The organism is Bradyrhizobium sp. JHI2711, assembly GCF_056156565.1.
Genome location: NZ_JBPZPT010000009.1, coordinates 34909 through 51834 on the forward strand (window position 1 = coordinate 34909; position 16926 = coordinate 51834).

General features: G+C 61.4%; 14 protein-coding genes and 4 pseudogenes. 11 read left to right on the forward strand and 7 right to left on the reverse strand.

Annotation, left to right across the window (positions count from 1 at the left end; all coding sequences use genetic code 11):
- Positions 1-192 precede the first annotated feature (192 nt).
- The 4 genes from ACTEK7_RS34975 to ACTEK7_RS34990 all read left to right on the forward strand — a co-directional run bounded on the left by ACTEK7_RS34975 (position 193) and on the right by ACTEK7_RS34990 (position 5730).
- Positions 193-1380: an acetyl-CoA C-acyltransferase gene (locus ACTEK7_RS34975; RefSeq protein ID WP_225130624.1), complete on the forward strand. Its 1188-nt coding sequence runs from the start codon at positions 193-195 to the stop codon at positions 1378-1380.
- A 175-nt stretch (positions 1381-1555) separates the two neighbouring features.
- A complete protein-coding gene (gene pimC / locus ACTEK7_RS34980; protein WP_225130626.1) occupies positions 1556-2746 on the forward strand; it encodes a pimeloyl-CoA dehydrogenase large subunit in 1191 nt (396 codons plus the stop codon).
- A 161-nt stretch (positions 2747-2907) separates the two neighbouring features.
- Positions 2908-4041, forward strand: a complete 1134-nt coding sequence (gene pimD, locus ACTEK7_RS34985) for a pimeloyl-CoA dehydrogenase small subunit (protein WP_225130628.1) — start codon at positions 2908-2910, stop codon at positions 4039-4041.
- 936 nt (positions 4042-4977) lie between these two features.
- Positions 4978-5730: a DUF4011 domain-containing protein gene (locus tag ACTEK7_RS34990; protein ID WP_225130630.1), complete on the forward strand. Its 753-nt coding sequence runs from the start codon at positions 4978-4980 to the stop codon at positions 5728-5730.
- Between the two features lie 252 nt (positions 5731-5982).
- Here ACTEK7_RS34990 and ACTEK7_RS34995 read toward each other — a convergent pair whose 3' ends face one another.
- Together ACTEK7_RS34995 and ACTEK7_RS35000 are read right to left on the reverse strand one after the other, a co-directional pair.
- Entirely contained in the window at positions 5983-7188 is a 1206-nt protein-coding gene (locus ACTEK7_RS34995) for a hypothetical protein (protein ID WP_225148629.1), read from the reverse strand.
- A gap of 176 nt (positions 7189-7364) precedes the next feature.
- Positions 7365-7652, reverse strand: coding sequence for a hypothetical protein (locus ACTEK7_RS35000; protein WP_225130634.1), 288 nt, complete (start codon positions 7650-7652; stop codon positions 7365-7367).
- Between the two features lie 198 nt (positions 7653-7850).
- Here ACTEK7_RS35000 and ACTEK7_RS35005 point away from each other — a divergent pair, with 198 nt between their 5' ends.
- The 3 genes and pseudogenes from ACTEK7_RS35005 to ACTEK7_RS35015 all read left to right on the forward strand — a co-directional run bounded on the left by ACTEK7_RS35005 (position 7851) and on the right by ACTEK7_RS35015 (position 9145).
- The gene (locus ACTEK7_RS35005; RefSeq protein ID WP_225148630.1) at positions 7851-8195 is read left to right on the forward strand and encodes a radical SAM family protein; all 345 of its coding nucleotides are present in this window, start codon (positions 7851-7853) and stop codon (positions 8193-8195) included.
- A gap of 239 nt (positions 8196-8434) precedes the next feature.
- Positions 8435-8584, forward strand: a pseudogene (locus ACTEK7_RS35010) (DUF3606 domain-containing protein); the annotation flags it as partial.
- A 27-nt stretch (positions 8585-8611) separates the two neighbouring features.
- Complete coding sequence (locus ACTEK7_RS35015) at positions 8612-9145, forward strand: SOS response-associated peptidase family protein (protein WP_345944135.1); 534 nt, start codon at positions 8612-8614, stop codon at positions 9143-9145.
- A 179-nt stretch (positions 9146-9324) separates the two neighbouring features.
- Here ACTEK7_RS35015 and ACTEK7_RS35020 read toward each other — a convergent pair whose 3' ends face one another.
- A complete protein-coding gene (locus tag ACTEK7_RS35020; RefSeq protein ID WP_225130638.1) occupies positions 9325-11484 on the reverse strand; it encodes an exonuclease domain-containing protein in 2160 nt (719 codons plus the stop codon).
- A 310-nt stretch (positions 11485-11794) separates the two neighbouring features.
- Between ACTEK7_RS35020 and ACTEK7_RS35025 the strand changes: the two are divergent.
- Positions 11795-12055: pseudogene (locus ACTEK7_RS35025) on the forward strand (hypothetical protein); the annotation flags it as partial.
- Positions 12056-12240: 185 nt separating this feature from the next.
- Positions 12241-13647, forward strand: a complete 1407-nt coding sequence (locus ACTEK7_RS35030; protein ID WP_225130641.1) for an AlbA family DNA-binding domain-containing protein — start codon at positions 12241-12243, stop codon at positions 13645-13647.
- Here ACTEK7_RS35030 and ACTEK7_RS35035 read toward each other — a convergent pair.
- From ACTEK7_RS35035 to ligD, 4 genes and pseudogenes are all read right to left on the reverse strand, one after another.
- Positions 13644-14011 (reverse strand): annotated as a pseudogene (locus ACTEK7_RS35035) (non-homologous end joining protein Ku); the annotation flags it as partial. The gene ACTEK7_RS35030 and the pseudogene ACTEK7_RS35035 overlap by 4 nt on opposite strands.
- A gap of 85 nt (positions 14012-14096) precedes the next feature.
- The gene (locus ACTEK7_RS35040) at positions 14097-14264 is read right to left on the reverse strand and encodes a hypothetical protein (protein ID WP_225130731.1); all 168 of its coding nucleotides are present in this window, start codon (positions 14262-14264) and stop codon (positions 14097-14099) included.
- Complete coding sequence (locus ACTEK7_RS35045) at positions 14264-14410, reverse strand: hypothetical protein (RefSeq protein ID WP_225130643.1); 147 nt, start codon at positions 14408-14410, stop codon at positions 14264-14266. The genes ACTEK7_RS35040 and ACTEK7_RS35045 overlap by 1 nt, the downstream gene beginning before the upstream one ends.
- Before the next feature lie 186 nt (positions 14411-14596).
- Positions 14597-15535, reverse strand: a complete 939-nt coding sequence (gene ligD, locus ACTEK7_RS35050) for a non-homologous end-joining DNA ligase (RefSeq protein WP_225130645.1) — start codon at positions 15533-15535, stop codon at positions 14597-14599.
- A 316-nt stretch (positions 15536-15851) separates the two neighbouring features.
- On the opposite strand from ligD, the gene ACTEK7_RS35055 reads away from it, so the two are divergent.
- Both ACTEK7_RS35055 and ACTEK7_RS35060 read left to right on the forward strand, forming a co-directional pair.
- Positions 15852-16058, forward strand: a complete 207-nt coding sequence (locus tag ACTEK7_RS35055; protein WP_225152502.1) for a hypothetical protein — start codon at positions 15852-15854, stop codon at positions 16056-16058.
- Positions 16059-16286 (forward strand): annotated as a pseudogene (locus tag ACTEK7_RS35060) (DNA polymerase/3'-5' exonuclease PolX); the annotation flags it as partial.
- Between the last annotated feature and the right edge of the window lie 640 nt (positions 16287-16926).

The following is a 16926-nucleotide window of genomic DNA, read 5'->3' on the forward strand; positions in this document are numbered from 1 at the left end:
CGAGACCGTGCGGCAGACGACACCATCTTGCAATGCGCGCCGCCCGACCACCTGTCGGAAGCTGCCGCTGATTATGGCGCGCATGCCGAATCTGGCGACCAGCGGATCAGCTCACCGAACTCGCGGCCATGGTCGGGCGCGCCAACAGCAGAAATCGTCACAATCCATCTCATCTCGCATCAGGAGGTCGTTTTGATCGACGCCGTCATTGTTTCAACCGCCCGCACGCCCATCGGCAAGGCCTATCGCGGCATGCTCAACGCCACCGAGGGCGCAACCCTGCTCGGCCACGCCATCGGCGAAGCCGTCGCCCGGGCCAAGATCGAGCCCAATGAGGTCGAGGACGTCGCAATGGGGGTAGCCCTTCAACAGGGATCAACCGGCAGCAACATCACTCGCAAGGCGCTGCTCCGCGCCGGCTTTCCCGTGACCGTTTCCGGCACCACGATCGACCGGCAATGCGGTTCGGGCCTGCAGGCGATCGCGCTCGCCGCGCGCTCGGTTATCTTCGACGGCGTCGAGATCGCGGTCGGCGGCGGCGGCGAGTCGATCAGCCTCGTGCAGAACGACAAGATGAATTCGTTCCACGTACGGGATCCCGCGCTGCTAAAAATCAAGAGCGAAGCCTACATGTCCATGATCGACACGGCAGAAGTCGTCGCTAAGCGCTACGGCATCTCGCGTGCACGCCAGGACGAATATTCGCTGGAAAGCCAGCGCCGCACCGCGGCCGCGCAGCAGGGCGGCAAATTCAAGGACGAGCTCGCGCCGATCACCACCACGATGGCGGTGACCGACAAGGCGACCGGTGCCGTGTCGATGAAGGAGGTCACGCTGTCGCAGGACGAAGGTCCGCGCCCCGAAACCACCGCTGAAGGCCTCGCAAGGCTCAGGGCCGTGCGGGGCGAAGGATTTTCGATCACCGCCGCCAATGCCAGCCAACTTTCGGACGGCGCCAGCGCTTCCGTCATCATGAGCGACAAGGAAGCGGCCAAGCGCGGTCTTGCGCCGATCGGCATCTTCCGCGGCTTCGTCTCCGCCGGCTGCGAGCCGGACGAGATGGGCATCGGCCCGGTCTTTGCCGTGCCGCGCCTCTTGAAGCGCCACGGCCTTACCGTCGACGACATCGGCCTCTGGGAGCTGAACGAAGCCTTTGCTGCGCAGGTGCTGTATTGCCGCGACAAGCTCGGCATCGACCCCGAGAAGATCAACGTCAATGGTGGCGCGATCTCGCTCGGCCATCCTTACGGGATGTCAGGCGCGCGCCTGACCGGCCACGCCCTGATCGAGGGACGCCGCCGCAAGGCCAAATATGCCGTCGTCACCATGTGCGTCGGCGGCGGCATGGGCGCGGCGGGTTTGTTCGAGGTGTTGCAGTAATCGCACCTCGCAGCCGAGTTGCGCAATTGCGCACGCGCGGCACGAACCGTATTCCGCAGACGGAGTGACGGCTACGGAGACGAGTGGCTTTCTTACGAAGGCCGATTGTTACGGTCCCGGCCCCTGTGCCTGTTTGCGCAAGGCCGGAGGACGAGGAAGCTAACAGGAGGATCTCATGGATCTCGCGTTCACAAAGGAAGAGCAGGCGTTTCGGGAGGAGGTGCGGCAATTCCTGAGTGACAACGTGCCACCGGATACGCGGCGCAAGCTTGTGGAGGAGCGGCACCTCTCGAAGGACGAGATGGTGACCTGGTGGCGCATCCTCAACAAGAAAGGCTGGGGCGTCAGCCACTGGCCCAAGCAGTACGGCGGTACGGGTTGGACATCCGTGCAGCATTATATCTTCAATGAGGAATTGCAGTGCTATCCGGCGCAGCCTCCGCTCGCTTTTGGCGTCGGCATGGTCGGCCCCGTCATCTACACCTTCGGCAACGAGGAGCAGAAGAGGAAGTATCTGCCGCGCATTGCCAATGTCGACGATTGGTGGTGCCAGGGCTTCTCCGAGACAGGCTCCGGCTCGGACCTTGCTTCGCTGAAGACCAAGGCCGAGCGGAAGGGCGACAAGTGGATCATCAACGGCCAGAAGACCTGGACCACGCTCGCCCAGCACGCCGACATGATCTTTTGCCTGTGCCGCACCGATCCGTCCGCGAAGAAGCAGATGGGCATCTCCTTCATTGTCCTCTCGATGAAATCGAAGGGCGTCACCGTGCGACCGATCCAGACCATCGACGGCGGTCATGAGGTCAACGAAGTGTTCTTCGACGACGTCGAGGTGCCCTACGAGAACCTGATCGGCGAGGAGAACAAAGGCTGGGATTATGCAAAATTCCTGCTCGGCCATGAACGAATCGGCCTAGCTCGCGTCGGCCTCTCCAAAGCACGGTTGCGCCGCATTCGCGATCTCGCCTCCAAGGTGGAAGCCGGTGGCAAGCCCATTATAGAGCATCACGCGTTCCGCCAGAAGCTCACGGCCTGCGAGATCGAGCTGAAGGCGCTCGAGCTCACCCAGCTCCGCGTCGTCGCCGACGAAACCAAGCATGGCAAGGGCAAGCCGAACCCGGCCTCCTCAGTCTTGAAGATCAAGGGCTCCGAGATCCAGCAGGCCACCACCGAGCTGCTGATGGAAGTGATCGGCCCGTTCGCTGCTCCTTTCGAAGTGCGCGGCGACGACGGCTCCAGTGAGGCCATGGACTGGACCGCCCAAATCGCGCCGAGCTACTTCAACAACCGGAAGCTCTCGATCTATGGCGGCTCCGACGAGATCCAGCGGAACATCATCGCCAAGGCGGTGCTGGGGCTGTGAATTCTGCCCGTCACAAACACACTCGACGTCACGGCCGGGGCAAAAGCGCGAAGCGCGTCTTCGACGAATGACCCGGCCATCCACGCTAGCGGCACGAAGAACGTGGATACCCGGCACAAGGCCGGGCATGACGAAATCAGATACCGGGAGAGTTGAGAAACATGGATTTTGACCTGAACGAGGAGCAGCGGCTTCTCAAGGAAAGCATCGACGGCCTGCTGACCGATTCCTACGATTTCGAGCAGCGCAAGAAGTATATGAAGGAGAAGGGCGGCTGGAGCAAGGCGGTCTGGCTCAAGCTCGCCGAGCAGGGCCTGCTCGGCCTGCCGTTCAGCGAGGCCGATGGCGGCTTCGGTGGTGGCGGCGTCGAGACCATGATCGTGATGGAGGCGCTCGGCAAGGCGCTGGTGCTCGAGCCGTATCTGGCAACGGTCGTGATTGGCGGCGGCTTCCTGCGCCATGCCGGCACCGACGCTCAGAAGGCGGCACACCTGCCCGGCATCATCGACGGCAGCAAGACGCTGGCGTTCGCCCAGCTCGAGAAGAATTCGCGCTACGATCTGTTCGACGTCACCACGACCGCGAAGAAGAAGGGCGACGGCTGGGTCATCGACGGTGAGAAATTCGTCGTGCTCAACGGCGAGAACGCGGACACGCTTGTAGTGACCGCCCGCACCAAGGGCGACCGCCGCGATCATGGCGGCATCGGCGTGTTCCTGGTGCCGGCCAACGCCAAGGGCGTCGGCACGAAGGGCTATCCGACCCAGGACGGCCTGCACGCCGCCGACATCACCTTCACCGGCGTCGAGGTCGGCCCGGATGCGGTGCTCGGCAATCCCGAGGATTCCCTCGCGCTGGTCGAGCGCGTGGTCGACGAGGCCCGCGTCGCGCTCTGCGCCGAGGCGGTCGGGCTGATGGACGAGTCGCTCAAGACCACGGTCGAGTACATCAAGACCCGAAAGCAGTTCGGCGTCGCGATCGGCTCGTTCCAGTCGCTCCAGCACCGCGCCTCCGACATGTTCGTCGCGGCCGAGCAGGCGCGCTCGATGTCGATGTTCGCGACCATGGCTGGTGATTTCGAGAACGCCAGGGAGCGCAGCAATGCCATCGCCGCGGCCAAGGCGCAGATCGGCAAGTCGCTGAAATTCGTCGGTCAGCAGTCGATTCAGCTCCACGGCGGCATCGGCATGACCATGGAGGCGAAGATCGGCCACTACTTCAAGCGCCTCACCATGATCGAGAACTCGTTTGGCGATGTCGACTATCACCAGTCTCGCGTGATGGGGATAGCTTAATTTAATACACAGCCGTCATCCTGGATCTCGCAAGCGCGGGGCCAGTCTTCTCGTTCCTGGCAAAGCGAACCAACCCAGACCCTTTCGGCGAGAGACAGCCGGATGGTTCGTCGCTACGCTCCTGGCGATGACGGAGCAAGCGCACCCAATCAGGTCGACAAAAATGGAAACCACCTTGTTCGACTGCACCAGCAAGGGCGCCCTCGTTAGCTGCTCAAGCCGCGGCATAAGTGGGTTTTGTACTGCAAGAACAGGCGGAAAAAGCGAGGATATGCGAAAAGGTCGTATAGATGCGATCTGGTCCACCGGTCGGACACTGCATTGCGATCTCCGGGACTCGCTTCCACAGCTGCGAAGATTGCGGGATTCGCTTTCGCCACCGTCCTCTCAGCCAGAGCGAATCCCTATTGGCCACCGTTTCGTGATGGTCTTTAGCTTGGTGTAGAATCCCACTCTCTCCGCCACCGATTTTCAGTAGCGAAAAAGTCCTTCAAAATCAGGTGCTTCCCGAGCCGCCGAACTTTTTGCGGTGGAGCACTACGGTGGAGCACCGTGATCCCCTTAAGTATGCCATCCGGGGGGGTAATCCAGCCAGCAGAAATTACCCCCGCTAGTCGAAGCTCGGAATAACGCTGCTCTTCTTATCCCGCCTCGCGATGGGCGTTACAACACCGACTAAGAAACCTAAGACCGGCAATTCAGAGATGTCGGCGGCGCAAAAAACGGATAGGCCGACATAGAGAGATCTGCTGGGGATGTTGTAGACCTTATGATGTGCACGAAGCGGTTGTCCGTAGAGGATTCTTCTTGGTAATGGTCGACTTTTCGGGGGGAAATTCGTTGACCGTTCTCGACGAGCCGAACGAGGAGCTCCGGTTGGCTGGGGTGTACGATCGCCTCAGGCTGAAGCTTCTGGATCTGTCCAAAAAGAACTGAATGCTGAATTACAGCCTCGGTGCGAGATCCAAGCGACATCTTCAGATCGTCGACGAGGTGATGGAGGAGGTCTACAGGAAGCTCGCCGGCGAAGATGCCTCCTTGAGAATCGACCCTCTGGAAGAGCCCGAAGATATTCCGCCGGAGGAGAAGACGGAGGAGTTCATCGCCGCGCTCGAGCATGCGAAAGTCTCGAACCTGGAGTATCTGACGAAGCTTCAGGCTCTGGAAAGCTCCGGGCGCGATGACGAGTTCTCCTTGGGAAAGCTCGAGCGCGAGCTTCGCGATCACATCCGCGACGAATTCGAATTGCCGCCTCGGCCCAAGAAGGCCGAAATCAACCGTGCAGAACACGCCCGCCGGTCGAACATCGATCCGAATCCGGAGCTCGGACGCGTCAAGTCGAAGCCATCGCATAGCGACGCCGCCCTACAGACCTTGAAATTTCCGGACGAACTCGAGCGCGTGCTGGAGAAGATCGCCGCTGATGCACGATTATCGGAACAGGAAATGGAACTTTCGACCCTGTTCCTGTCGTTCGGCTTTTTGGATGGTACGAATCCGACAACTGCGACAAGAAGGCGTTCGCGCTTTGCTTCTGTTGCCCGTCGCACTCGACGTGAAGAAGGCGTACGGCCGAAATTCTTTCCATTTGTCGGCCACCGAATCTTCCGCCGAGTCAAATCTCAGTTTGCAGAAGCTTCTGGAGACGGAGTTCCACCGGAAATTGCCGTCCTTCGAAGGCAGCGATGACGAAGGATTGGCCTCTATCGAAGCATATTTCGACCTGGTCCAGGAGGCCATCAAGGATCTCGGACGATGGCAGATACGCCGATGGCTCGTCCCGGGTCATTTCGCCTTCGGTCGGTTCGCAGTATACGCCGACCTGAATCCTGCGAACTGGCAAGTCGATCCTGCTGCGCATCCCCTCGTCGGATCGATCCTGCAGGGGGCAGAAAAGGGCTTCGAAGGCGACGGCGCTCTCATCCCGAGTGAACCTACCGACTATCTGATCGACGATCCGCATATAGAAGCGGCGGCGCCTTTCCTGATCCACGATGCGGACGCTTCGCAGCACAGCGCCGTCATCGATGCGATGAAGGGCCGCAACCTCGTCATCCAAGGCCCGCCGGGCACCGTTAAATCGCAGACGATAGCGAACATCGTGGCTATACTGAGCGATGCGAAGGTCGGACCCCACATTCCGTCCCATGACGAAGAAAACCCGCCTGCCTTGCTGCACTCGTCGGCAGAATCCTGCAGGAGATCTTTCAGGAAAGCCGCAAAGAGTTGCGGACTTTGACCTGCATTTTTAGATGCTTGCACGATAGCAAGGTCCAAATTCGCGCGAAAATCGGCGAAGCGATGATCGTCAGCCCGGATTTTTGATAGTAGCTCCCAGTCGACACCGCTGGCATCGAGCAGTTGGAACGTAGTGATCGCGCGGGCTACTTCAATGCCCATGCTCTTTCCCTTGTCCGCCGTTTGAGCCAAACCCTTTTCGATACGCTCAAAAACATGAGGCGCGGTAGTGATCGGCCAAGCGCCGGTTGTCGCGACCCAGGCTAAGGCAAGCGCAACTTCATCGGATAGGAACCGGATTCCGAAGTTTATGCTGTCCTCCGGAGCCCCCGGGTTGGCATCTCGAACAAGCTTGGCCCAAAATTCCGTATCTTCGCTAGACACGTTCTTCAGCTCTTCGCGAGCGTGCGCCTGCAAGATAGGGTGCAATCCTCCGAAGCCATGTGGCACGACAGCGAAGGCGCCAGCGCGGACTAGAGGGGCTATCTCAGCCAGTCTCATCAAGCCGGCGCGAAAGCCGGTCCGGGCTTCTTCGAGCGAGAAAGAACCAATCAGCTGTCCAGTCTCTACGGACGGGTGCATCGCAGCGGCAAGTAGATCGGGAACGGCGATTGAACTGAAACAAAGTGCCGCTCGCTTATATGAGGCACTGGACATCAGGAGCGGACCTTCCTCGCCAAACTGGTCCGCGCCAGACGGCAAGTAGAGTGGCTTGTCCGCAATCGCCCTCGCCGCGATACCGTCACTCTCCAGCCAATCGTACCAAGCAGGAGCGAATCTGGCGAGGAAATCGCTCAGTTGGTCGTCTGGAGCTCCAGAAAGTTTTTCAGCTTCATCAACGTCGAAGTGGCAGCCAATTAGGTCCTCGACTGCCTGTAGAGAACCCCAATTTCGCTCCTGCCCCGCCATGCCGTCGTCCTTTCCACTGGGAGATGTATGATGTCAGGATCACTCGTCTACCGCAATCTGCGGCGAACGCGCGAACTGCGTCCAACCGCGATCAAGAAGTCCACGCGCATTCGCGGGGCGGGCCTGCTTCGACAGTGGTCCCGATCCAATCGTCTGCCCGCCTGGCCTCGCGGGCTTCAACGCTGACGTCGAGAAAATTCAGCCCTGCCTTCGGGAGTGGGAGGGAGCCCGGCCTCGATGAGCCATTTCCGGATATGACCTGGGACGTACCCCTTGGATTCCAAGATATGTTGCTCGTCTCGGTCGCGTCGCGCGAAGTACTCCTCGACGGTGAAATTCTTGATCAGGAACCTCCTGAATCCCGCCGCGTTCGATCGCACGTACTTGAACCTGGCCACGAAGCGTCCCTCGTACTCGAGATACATGCCATCCCAGGTGAACTTGGATTTGTCGAATGCCGTCATGTCACTCCCGAAGCGAACTTTCGTGCGTATCTGCGCGCTTAGAGCTTGCCGCGAAAGCGCTCGGCGGCCCATTCGCACCATTGGTGTGGATCGGCAGAGGAACGAAGAAGTGGTCGACGACGCAGGGCGGAAGTCCGTCGCGAAAGGCGATCCTCTCTTCTTGCGTCTCGATGACGCCATTGCAATGGATCGATGCCCATGAAGCAAAATAGCTTGCGCCATTCCTCTAACCGACAGATCAGCCGTATGCGGAGAGATCGCCGTAAAGACCGGCTTTACGTATCCTTGCATGGCCCCGATGACGCAACGCGTCGGCAGGTAATCCCGATTGCTCGCTATTACCCGCTCAACGAGCTACTAGCTGAAATGACCCGCTACGCGGAACAGGAGTTCGGCAAAGTTCATGTGAGTTATCTGCTTCTGCCTGGTGTCAACGACACGCAACAGCATCGGGATCAGCTCAGCGCCGTAATTCGCGGGCGACCACTGTTCAAATCCTTCTGTGGCTCCGATCTATCGCGAGTTCGGCGTGAAATGGGATGAAGGCGTCGTTGCTTGGGACGGTCTGCGGCTCGACGGATGGGCTTCCAGCAAGGGCATCCCAGCGGCCATCGACCGTTTTTCGCGGACTTGACGTATTCCTTCCGCGATATCCTCGACAGTGAAGCAGACGGGTATCCGCTCACTTTTCTGCGGCCGCTTCGTCGTTCTTTGGACCGCTCCGGAACCGCGCGAACCCCTTCAACGTTGCTCCACCATTGGATTGGTAAAGGGAGCAGCCGATGGCCGCAGCGAAGAAGAGGACCGGGCGTGGACGCAAACAGGATCGGGCCCGCGTGGCCAAGGGACAGGCTTACGAAGTGCGATAAGAAGCAAAGAAGACCGGCCGCTCGGCCTCGGCGGTGAAGAAGGCGGTCAAGAAGGTCGGCAACATCTTCCCCGACTATCCGGCTCCGATCGTGCGCAATGGTGCGGATGGACGCGACCAAGAAGCGCGCCGAAAAGCTGCAGGCCAAGGGAAAGATCGTCGACTTCAAGGAATTGAGCCGGATTCCGGGACCACCAACATCCGCAACGTCGGCAGCGCGCACTGGAAGCGTTGGCTGGGTACGGAGCACCGCTGCCTGGTCCCCTTCACCTCGTTCAGCGAGTACGATACCATCGACGGCAAAAGGACGCCGGTCTGGTTCGCTCCGGACGAAAGCCGGCCGCTGCTCGCATTCGCCGGTCTGTGGACGAACTGGACCAGCGTCCAGAAGGCCAAGGAGGGCGAGGTCACAGCCGACATCTACGCGTTCCTGACGACCGAACCGAACGAGGAAGTGAAGCGCGTGCATCCGAAGGCGATGCCGGTGATCCTGACGACGACGGAGGAGTGCGAGGTCTGGATGCGGGCGCCGTGGGAGGAAGCAAAGGCGCTGCAGCGCCCGCTGCCCGACGGTGCGTTGAAGATCGTGGCGACCGGCCAGAAGGAGGATATCGCGCCGCCGTAGCGTCCTGCGCAGGTCGGTCTCCTCGACCAACGTCCGAAATCATCGACCGCAATGAGGATTTGCGCCGAGTGCGCTCGGCGGCATCGGATCCGGCTCTCGTGCGGCGACGTCGAATGCGCGTCGCGAGCTTGCAGGTGGACAGCCGGATCCGCAGCAGAAATTCGGAAGCCGCGCCTCCGCTAGGCAGCCACTGCGTCCGGCGCCTCTTCCTCTTCGCGCTTTCGGTTGATCAGATTGAGCAGGTGAACGGAGGCCCGCGCGTCGCAGAGCGCCCTATGATGATTGTCGAGCTCGATCCCGTAGATTTCACACAAGCTTCCGAGTCCGTAGGACTTGAGGCCCGGAAAGCGGCGGCGCATCCCGGTGCACGTGCACAGCTTCGGGAAGCGGAAACGCCGCTCCAGTCGCTCGAATTCGTAGGCGATGAAGCCGTAGTCGAAGTTCACGTTGTGGGCCACGAAGATTCCGTCGCCCATGAAGTTCATGAAGCTGTCGGCCAACTCGACGAACAGCGGAGCGCCGCGCACCATCTCGTTCGTGATACCGGTCAGTTGAACGATCTTGGCCGGGATGGGGCGCTGCGGATTGACCAGGCTGTGCCACTCGTCCACGACCTGGTGATTGCGGACCTTGACCGCGCCGATCTCGGTGATGCGGTCCCCGCTCGACCAAGCGCCGGTGGTCTCGATGTCCACCACTACGTAGTCCTGCTCGGGATCGAAGCGATAATCGACGCGCCCGATCTCGGCGACGATGCCGGCCGCACCAAGTTGGCGGAGACGGGTCAGCTGATTGCGGCGGATGGCGTCGCCTTCCGTCTTGATCTCCATGAACGAGACGTTGCCGCCGCGCACCACCAAGAGGTCGGGAAAACCATCCCTCATGCCGCGGAAGTCCTCGCACATCGCGCCGACGATCTTCGCGACGCCGGCGGGATCGGCACCATCGAGCAGCGCGCGAAGCGCCTCGACCTGGACGTGGTCCCAGGCGAAGATGCCGTTCGCTCGTCCCCAGCGCTGCGCAACGGTGCGCAGCAGCGACGGTAGCGCCCGTCGCGAGCCGATGGCTTCGAGCTTCTCGTCGATCGACGGCGCGAACAACCGACGGAAGCTGCGGTCCTTCAGGCACTGCGGCAGCCAGTCGAAGCCGCTGGGAAGCTGCGAGCGCTCGAAGAGCTCGTCCCAGAACAGAAGACCGAACAACGAGTGCCAGAGCCCGTTCTCGGCGTGGAAGACCTTGGCGCCCTCGCGCCGCAGGACGCCGGCGACGCCCGCTTCGGGGTTGCCGCGGTGCGTGTCGTCGACAGTGATGACGCGCCCGGCCCGCAGCAGTTCGGTGTGCAGGCCCGTGCGCCGGCCGCCGAACTTGCGCGCGTAGAAATCCGTGGCGAAGAGGTGTTCGCCATCGCTCGCGGGATCGTCGATCATCCGCTGCAGAAGCTCTTCGGCTTCGGCGCGTTCGCCTTGGCCGTAAAGCAGGCGCGCCAGACGCTCGTTGCATTCGGGCGACGAACCTGCGCGATAGAGCTGGCGGGTGAGGTCCTTTTCGCCGGCCTTCTCGAAGAATAGTCCCGTCTGATGCGCCGCCCGGCTGCGGAGCTCGGCGGCGTATTCGCCGCCGCAAGTCGGGCCGGCAAGAACGTCGATCGCGGCCCGGCGATGGACGGACTCGGACTTCGCATCCAACCGATCGAGGATCTGGCTGTAGTGGAACGATGCCAAAGCCTCGTCGCCGTCCGTGAAGCGCGCGCTGAACGCAGTTTCCTGGTTGGTCCGGAGGATCCCGAGGTAGCGCAAAGCAAAGTTCTTGAGGTCCACCTCGGTCTTGCCGAAGTAGAGATAGAGCAGAAACTCGATCGGCCTCGTGCCGTCGAGAGCGATGAATTTGTGGGCGCCGCAATGCTGCGCGGCCACGGAGTAGGGTATCCGCTCGAGATAGTAGTCGATGAATTTCGGCTTCGACCAAGACTTGCGCACGTCTCCGCGCCCGGCCGCTTGCGCGCCGGTCATCAGGACCTCCTTCGGCAAGCAGGCGATGAACGCCGCGTAGTCGGCTTCCCCGAGCGCGCGAGCGTGGCCGGCCGCCATCAGCTCCGCGGCGGCCTGATCGACGTCCTTTATCTCAGGATAGCTGAACAGCGACCGGTCGAAGATCGCGCCACGGCGGTTGACCATCCCGACCAACAGGCACTGGGCATCTTTGGAATGACCTCCGAAGCGTGCGACGAAGGCAAGATGCTCGGCGGCGAGTATCGGACCGTAGGTCTTCTGGACGAACGCCAGCATCTCAACGAAATGGTCGAGGTAATAGTAGACGGGCAATACCGGGAGCTTGGCCACGCGGACCTTCAGGCATCGGGATTCGGTTGTTCTACTTTTGTTCGAAGACATCAACGAAAGTCAATACCCCTTCTCCCACTCCCCGACGGATTGGGAGCCGGGATTTCGCACGAGGAGGCGCAGATGGATGGCGTCAAAATTCTTCGGAGGCCAACGTCTCGTTTGTCTGCTCAAGTGTGGGCACGCGTCGACCGCGCAGGTCGGAACAGGTGGACAACCGGAGCTCTCCCGATTTCGAATCCCTGTCCCGTGTTATCCGCCGGGAACGCGCCGGCGGTCATGAGGATTCGTCCCGGCAGGAGCGATCTCGATGCTGATGACGAAGGAAAGACCGCGGGCGATCCGGACGTTGAGAGGCTGGGCGATGGGCGTCCTGCAGGAAGCCGGCGCCATCAACGAATGCGAGGAGCATGGCTGGGTCAAAGACCGCGCCGATCCGCACGCGCGCGAACGGGCCTTCGTAGTGGCCACGCAGGATCCGCCAACCGGGGTCTCTGCGGACGATGCCGTTGAGGAGATTCGTGACGTCCTGGATTCGATCGGCGACACGTGTCCCGAGTGCCCGCCAGATTCGGCGCTTAGCGTCGGCCCCGCCTTCCAGCCGGACATGTGCGCCCTTGCGCCGCCCCGACATCCTCCGATAGCAACAACGGTCGAACGTAATTTGCGAGTGCGGCACCGCCTCAAGGCCGTGCTGCACGGCGACCGGGGCGGGGGAACGACGTCATCCATTACCAATTCAACAAGCCCGACCGGTTGATCAGCTCCGGACGCATTACGCAGATCAAGAAGGGGGTGTACGGGGCTTCCGTCGAGGAGGCCGTTCCGGAAGAACTCGAGGTCTTCCTGTCGGCCCGACAAGATGCGGAGATCAAGCCGCTCCCTGCGCCGTCTCCGGTCGCTATGCGCATCCTCCGCTCAATGTTCGTCCGCGAAACCGGTACGTGGCGGCTGGCCGGCGGCGAGACCGACCGTACCGAATGCAAGGCGGGCTTCCGGCTGCGACCGGAGGATCGCTTCTCGAAGGCTCTCCGCGCAATCGCAGGGCTGGCCAACAACAAGGGGGGCTACCTACTGTTCGGTGTGGCGGATGCCACCTTCGTAGCGGAGGGACTTGCGGACGACGCCTTCACGAAATCGGGCATCTCGCTCGTCAACAGGATCCTCGCGGGCGCCCTCGATCTCGTCCCGCACGTCACGAAGGGCCTCATCGAGCTCGGCGGAAAGCAGGTGGGCGCGCTGTACGTGGAAAAGCACGATCATGGCCCCGTCATCGCCATCAAGAACGTCGGTCAGGACGTCAAAGAGGGAGGAATCTATTTCCGGTACGTCGGAGAGACCCGCCTGATCAAACCCGGAGAGCTCAGGCAGATCATCGCCGCGCGCGAACAGCGGGCGGTCGCGGAGTTCAGCGCCCGCATGAATCGCGTCGCGGTCGGCAAGGAGGCGACGATTGATCTCGACTCCGGCGAGTTCGCCGGCACCAGCGGCAAATTTCTCATCGACAAGTCCCTGCTCCCGAGCATCCAGTTCGTCCGCGAAGGCGAATTCAACGAAATGAAAGGCGCGCCGGCGTTGAGACTGATCGGCGACGTCGAGCCGATTTCGGAAGTCGAACGGGAGAGAACGAGAATCATCCGCGAAAACGTGACGCCCGACGCGGTGGTCCGCAATTTCCTGCGGAACGAGAAGGTCGCAGAGCCGATGCAGTATATCCTCTTCAAAGCCCACGCCCAGCGCAAGTGGTTTCCGGTGTGGTTCTACATCGACCAGACGCAGTCGACGGCCGAGCAGATCGCCGAGGATCTGCGAAAGCAGGTCGCGACCTACCCGTCGTCGCGGGACGCGCTCGTCGACAGGCTCGCGGGCAAGGACGCGGCTTTCCGACAATCCAGCGGGAAGGCCGAAGCCCTGCGTACCAAACTGGTCCGAGGCGAGATCACCGCGCCGACCGACGTCGACGAGGACGTCGTCTTTGCCGGAGCGGTCCAAGCTCTGCCCGCTACGACGAACACGAAGGATCTGGAGGAGATCCGGAAGATCCTGATCGACTGCCTGGACCGGGCTCAGGAATCGGACCCGCGGAGCAGCAATCGTCGGGGAGCCATCTACCGGGCCGCATGCCGGGTCGATGAGTTGCTCTACATGAAGGAGCAGACCTAGGCCGATTTCCGCCGTGCCCCCGCCGGCGCGCGCTTCGCGACTGCCTCCTTGGCCGGTTTCTTGCCGGGGATCGGCATCAGCATCTCCTTCTGACCCGCGGCGGCCTTCTTCGACTTCTTGGCTGGCTTCTGCGGAGCCTTGCCCTGGGCCGCAGCGCCGCCGACGCGCCGCCGCAGCGCCTCCATTAGGTCCACGACGTTCTCGCCCTTCGGCCGGTCCTCGGAACGATCGGTTTGCCAGCCCGCTTCTGGTTGATGAGTTCGACCAGCGCCGTTTCGTACTGGTCTTCGAACTTGTCCGGCTCGAAGCTGCCCGACTTCTGTTCGACGATGTGCCGGGCGAGATCGAGCATGTCCTTGGTGATCATTGAGGCTTCCATTCGACCATCTGGTCGTTGAGCCCGTCGTGCATGCGACACGGCATTTCGGGATCGAAGGTGTCCATCGGGTTCATGCGGTATGTCCGGGATCGACATCCTTCGGCGTCTTCTTCTCCCGCTGAGGCGCCATCCTCGCGGGGCTTTCTATTCCGGGGACACCGCGCGGGCCCAGCTCTTCGCGCTGGATATCGTCTTCCGAACGCTCGGGCTCCACGCCATTCATCGGCTTGTCGGGCATCATTCCATCCTGGCCTTGTACTTCAGGTCGCGGATTCGTGTTTCAGCCTCCTCCTTCGAGGTCACGATCTCCGATTCATCAGGTGCTCTCGCTATCGCGCTGAGCCTCTTCAGCTCGGCGAGCTGTTCCGCGGTGGGCTTTTCCATTTTCGATTCCTCGACGGCCTGCATTCGTCATCGGGCACGCCCAGCAGCCGATCGATGGTTTGCTCGCAATCTCCGGGGGCCAGGCTCGATATGGCGAGCCAGGACGCCTGAGCCTCCGCCACCGCCCTCGGCACCCGCTCCTCCGGATCCATGACCGGTACTCCACGTACTCGGAGGCAAACGCAGCTATGAACGGTGCGTTCCTTTGCTCAGACCCTTGAACGAGCTGGCGCGAAGCAGGCCTTCGGAGGTGATGTCCCGATATTCGATGTCGGCGTAGAACTTGGGTTCGACCCAGGTGGCCTTTGGCTTTCTGATGGTCTTCGTCAGCTTCTGCTTCGGGCTTACCACGGTATCGAGCGCCTTCCGGATCTGCGCTGACGTGGTCCGGCTCCATCCCGTGCCGACCTTGCCCATGTAGACCAAGTCCTTGCCTTCCTTCTTGCCCAAATAGAGGGCGGCCACGCCGGAGGGGTCCTTGATGAAGCCGACCACAGGGAATTTGCCCTTCTGAACGACCTTGATCTTCTGCCAGGCCTCCACCCGCTCCGACCGATAGGGCGCGTCCACGCGCTTGGAAACGATGCCTTCGTAATTCAACTTGCCGGCGGCCGAGAAGAGCGCCTGCCCATCTCCTTCGTGATGCTCGCTGTAAAGGATGGGCTCATTGAGCTTATGCTCCTCCATCAACTGCTTGAGCAGCCTCTTCCGCTCGATCTGCGGCTCCTTGCGCAGATCTCTGCCGTCCTGCCACAGCAGATCGAAGGCGAAGTAGATCAGCCGGTCCTGGTCGCCTCTGCCTAGATCTGCCTGCAGCTCGGAGAAGTTCGTGCGCTCGTCGTGAATGACCACGACCTCGCCGTCTACGATCGCCTGTCCTTCGATGTCGAAGGCGCCGGCTATCCTCGAAAACTTGCTGATCCAGTTGTGGCCGTTGCGCGTGTAGGCACGGCGATCCTCCCCGTCGATGCGGAGCTGAATACGGTAGCCATCGTATTTGATTTCGTGAATCCACCTAGAGCCCGAAGGTGCCTTCAGCTTTAGGGCCGCAAGCTGGAGAAAGATGAACCCCGGCATCCGAGAGGCTTGCGGCTCTCTGGCCGGCTTCTTGGTACGCTTCGCCACGCTACACAACTCATAAAAAACCCACCGCCGGGTTTGGGCCGACGGCGGGCGGTCTACCTACCTTACTCAACGAGTCCTCCAACTTCGGAGGCTGTGACGTGTTCCGAAGCGCACCAAGGCCATCGCGTTGCCCCGAGAACCGGTCCAAACGCCGCGCACAGGTTCCTATTTGAGCCCGCGGACCTCCCCCCACCGAGTTCGACCGAACCATAGGCTCGAGCCGGCGTTTACCGACATCATGTCAGACGCATTCGACTACTTCCGGGCCTATGCCGTACGAGCTCTCTGCAGGGCCCGGTCTATGCCGCAGGGCAAGATGAAGCATCTGCAGCTCGTGGCCGGGCGAATATACAATCTCCTCAAGAAAGAGGCCGCTTACGGCCCGAACACGCAGCATCTGGAGGACTTCCGCGCAGCGCAGAAACTCGAGAGATCCCTCGATTGTCCGCCGGGCGATGGCCCGGCCGCTCAAAGTCATTTTGCTAAATCGAGATCGTCGAGCGCGGGTCGGGAGGCTCGTTGAGTGGCTTCTCTCGACAGTCCCACGGTAGCGAGCCTCCTGCGAGAATACGCGCAGCGCGGCGGCAATCCCTACCGGGCAAAAGCCTATTCACGGGCCGCGGACAGCCTGGCCGCCCTTGCGATGCCTCTTCATGTGCTCATCGCCGAAGAGCGGCTCACGGAGATCCCCGGCGTCGGCGATGCGATCGCCGACATCATCACCAAGCTGCACAAGACCTCCTTGACGCCACGGGCGACGATCCGCAGCGTGCCGTCCGGCAGTGGCCGCTGCCGTCCAGCGGGCTCAACCCGCTGGCGATCGGAAAGAGCACCGGGGGCCTTTCGAATTTGCCGGTGCGTGTCACGATGACGAGCTGACGTTGAAATCGAGCGAGGCTGTTGTCGCCGCCGAGTCCGTTGTCCTCGCCTTCGATCAGCGCCTTGTACATGCTCTTCATTGTCTTTCGAGCATCGATTGAAAGCTTGTCGAAACTGCAGTCTCGGGTCTCCCGCGTCCAGGTCACGTCCTTCCACCAGGAGATCGGATGCGTAAGCAGCAGCTCCCAACGGTGGCCGGTCATCGGGTCGGGCGGAGGCCAACCCATCCCCGGTTGGTTTGCGAGCTTCAGGAGCCATTGTCGACGACGTCGTCGGGCCAATTCGGGAAGTCCGACTTAATGTCCGGGAGCGAAACCATTCACGGCGCACCTTGTCTAAGGGCCGCGCGGCGGCCAAAGCGATTAGAAATCGTGACGGATGGCAGGCTCTCGCGGCTTCGCTGTCGATCCTGAGGTTGAACAATTCGGGATTCGTTTGCGGTCGAGAACGGTTTGCCGTGCTCGGCAGCGCTCGCTTCGGCGAGCGCTTCAATCCGATCTTTCAGAACTTAA

Bases quoted from the DNA above. Each gene is read 5' to 3' on its own strand.
- pimC (WP_225130626.1), top strand. From the start codon at position 1,556: ATGGATCTCGCGTTCACAAAGGAAGAGCAGGCGTTTCGGGAGGAGGTG.
- pimD (WP_225130628.1), top strand. From the start codon at position 2,908: ATGGATTTTGACCTGAACGAGGAGCAGCGGCTTCTCAAGGAAAGCATC.
- ACTEK7_RS34990 (WP_225130630.1), top strand. From the start codon at position 4,978: ATGCTGAATTACAGCCTCGGTGCGAGATCCAAGCGACATCTTCAGATC.
- ACTEK7_RS34995 (WP_225148629.1), bottom strand. From the start codon at position 7,188: ATGGCGGGGCAGGAGCGAAATTGGGGTTCTCTACAGGCAGTCGAGGAC.
- ACTEK7_RS35000 (WP_225130634.1), bottom strand. From the start codon at position 7,652: ATGACGGCATTCGACAAATCCAAGTTCACCTGGGATGGCATGTATCTC.
- ACTEK7_RS35005 (WP_225148630.1), top strand. From the start codon at position 7,851: ATGAAGCAAAATAGCTTGCGCCATTCCTCTAACCGACAGATCAGCCGT.
- ACTEK7_RS35040 (WP_225130731.1), bottom strand. From the start codon at position 14,264: ATGCCCGACAAGCCGATGAATGGCGTGGAGCCCGAGCGTTCGGAAGAC.
- ACTEK7_RS35045 (WP_225130643.1), bottom strand. From the start codon at position 14,410: ATGGAAAAGCCCACCGCGGAACAGCTCGCCGAGCTGAAGAGGCTCAGC.
- ACTEK7_RS35055 (WP_225152502.1), top strand. From the start codon at position 15,852: ATGAAGCATCTGCAGCTCGTGGCCGGGCGAATATACAATCTCCTCAAG.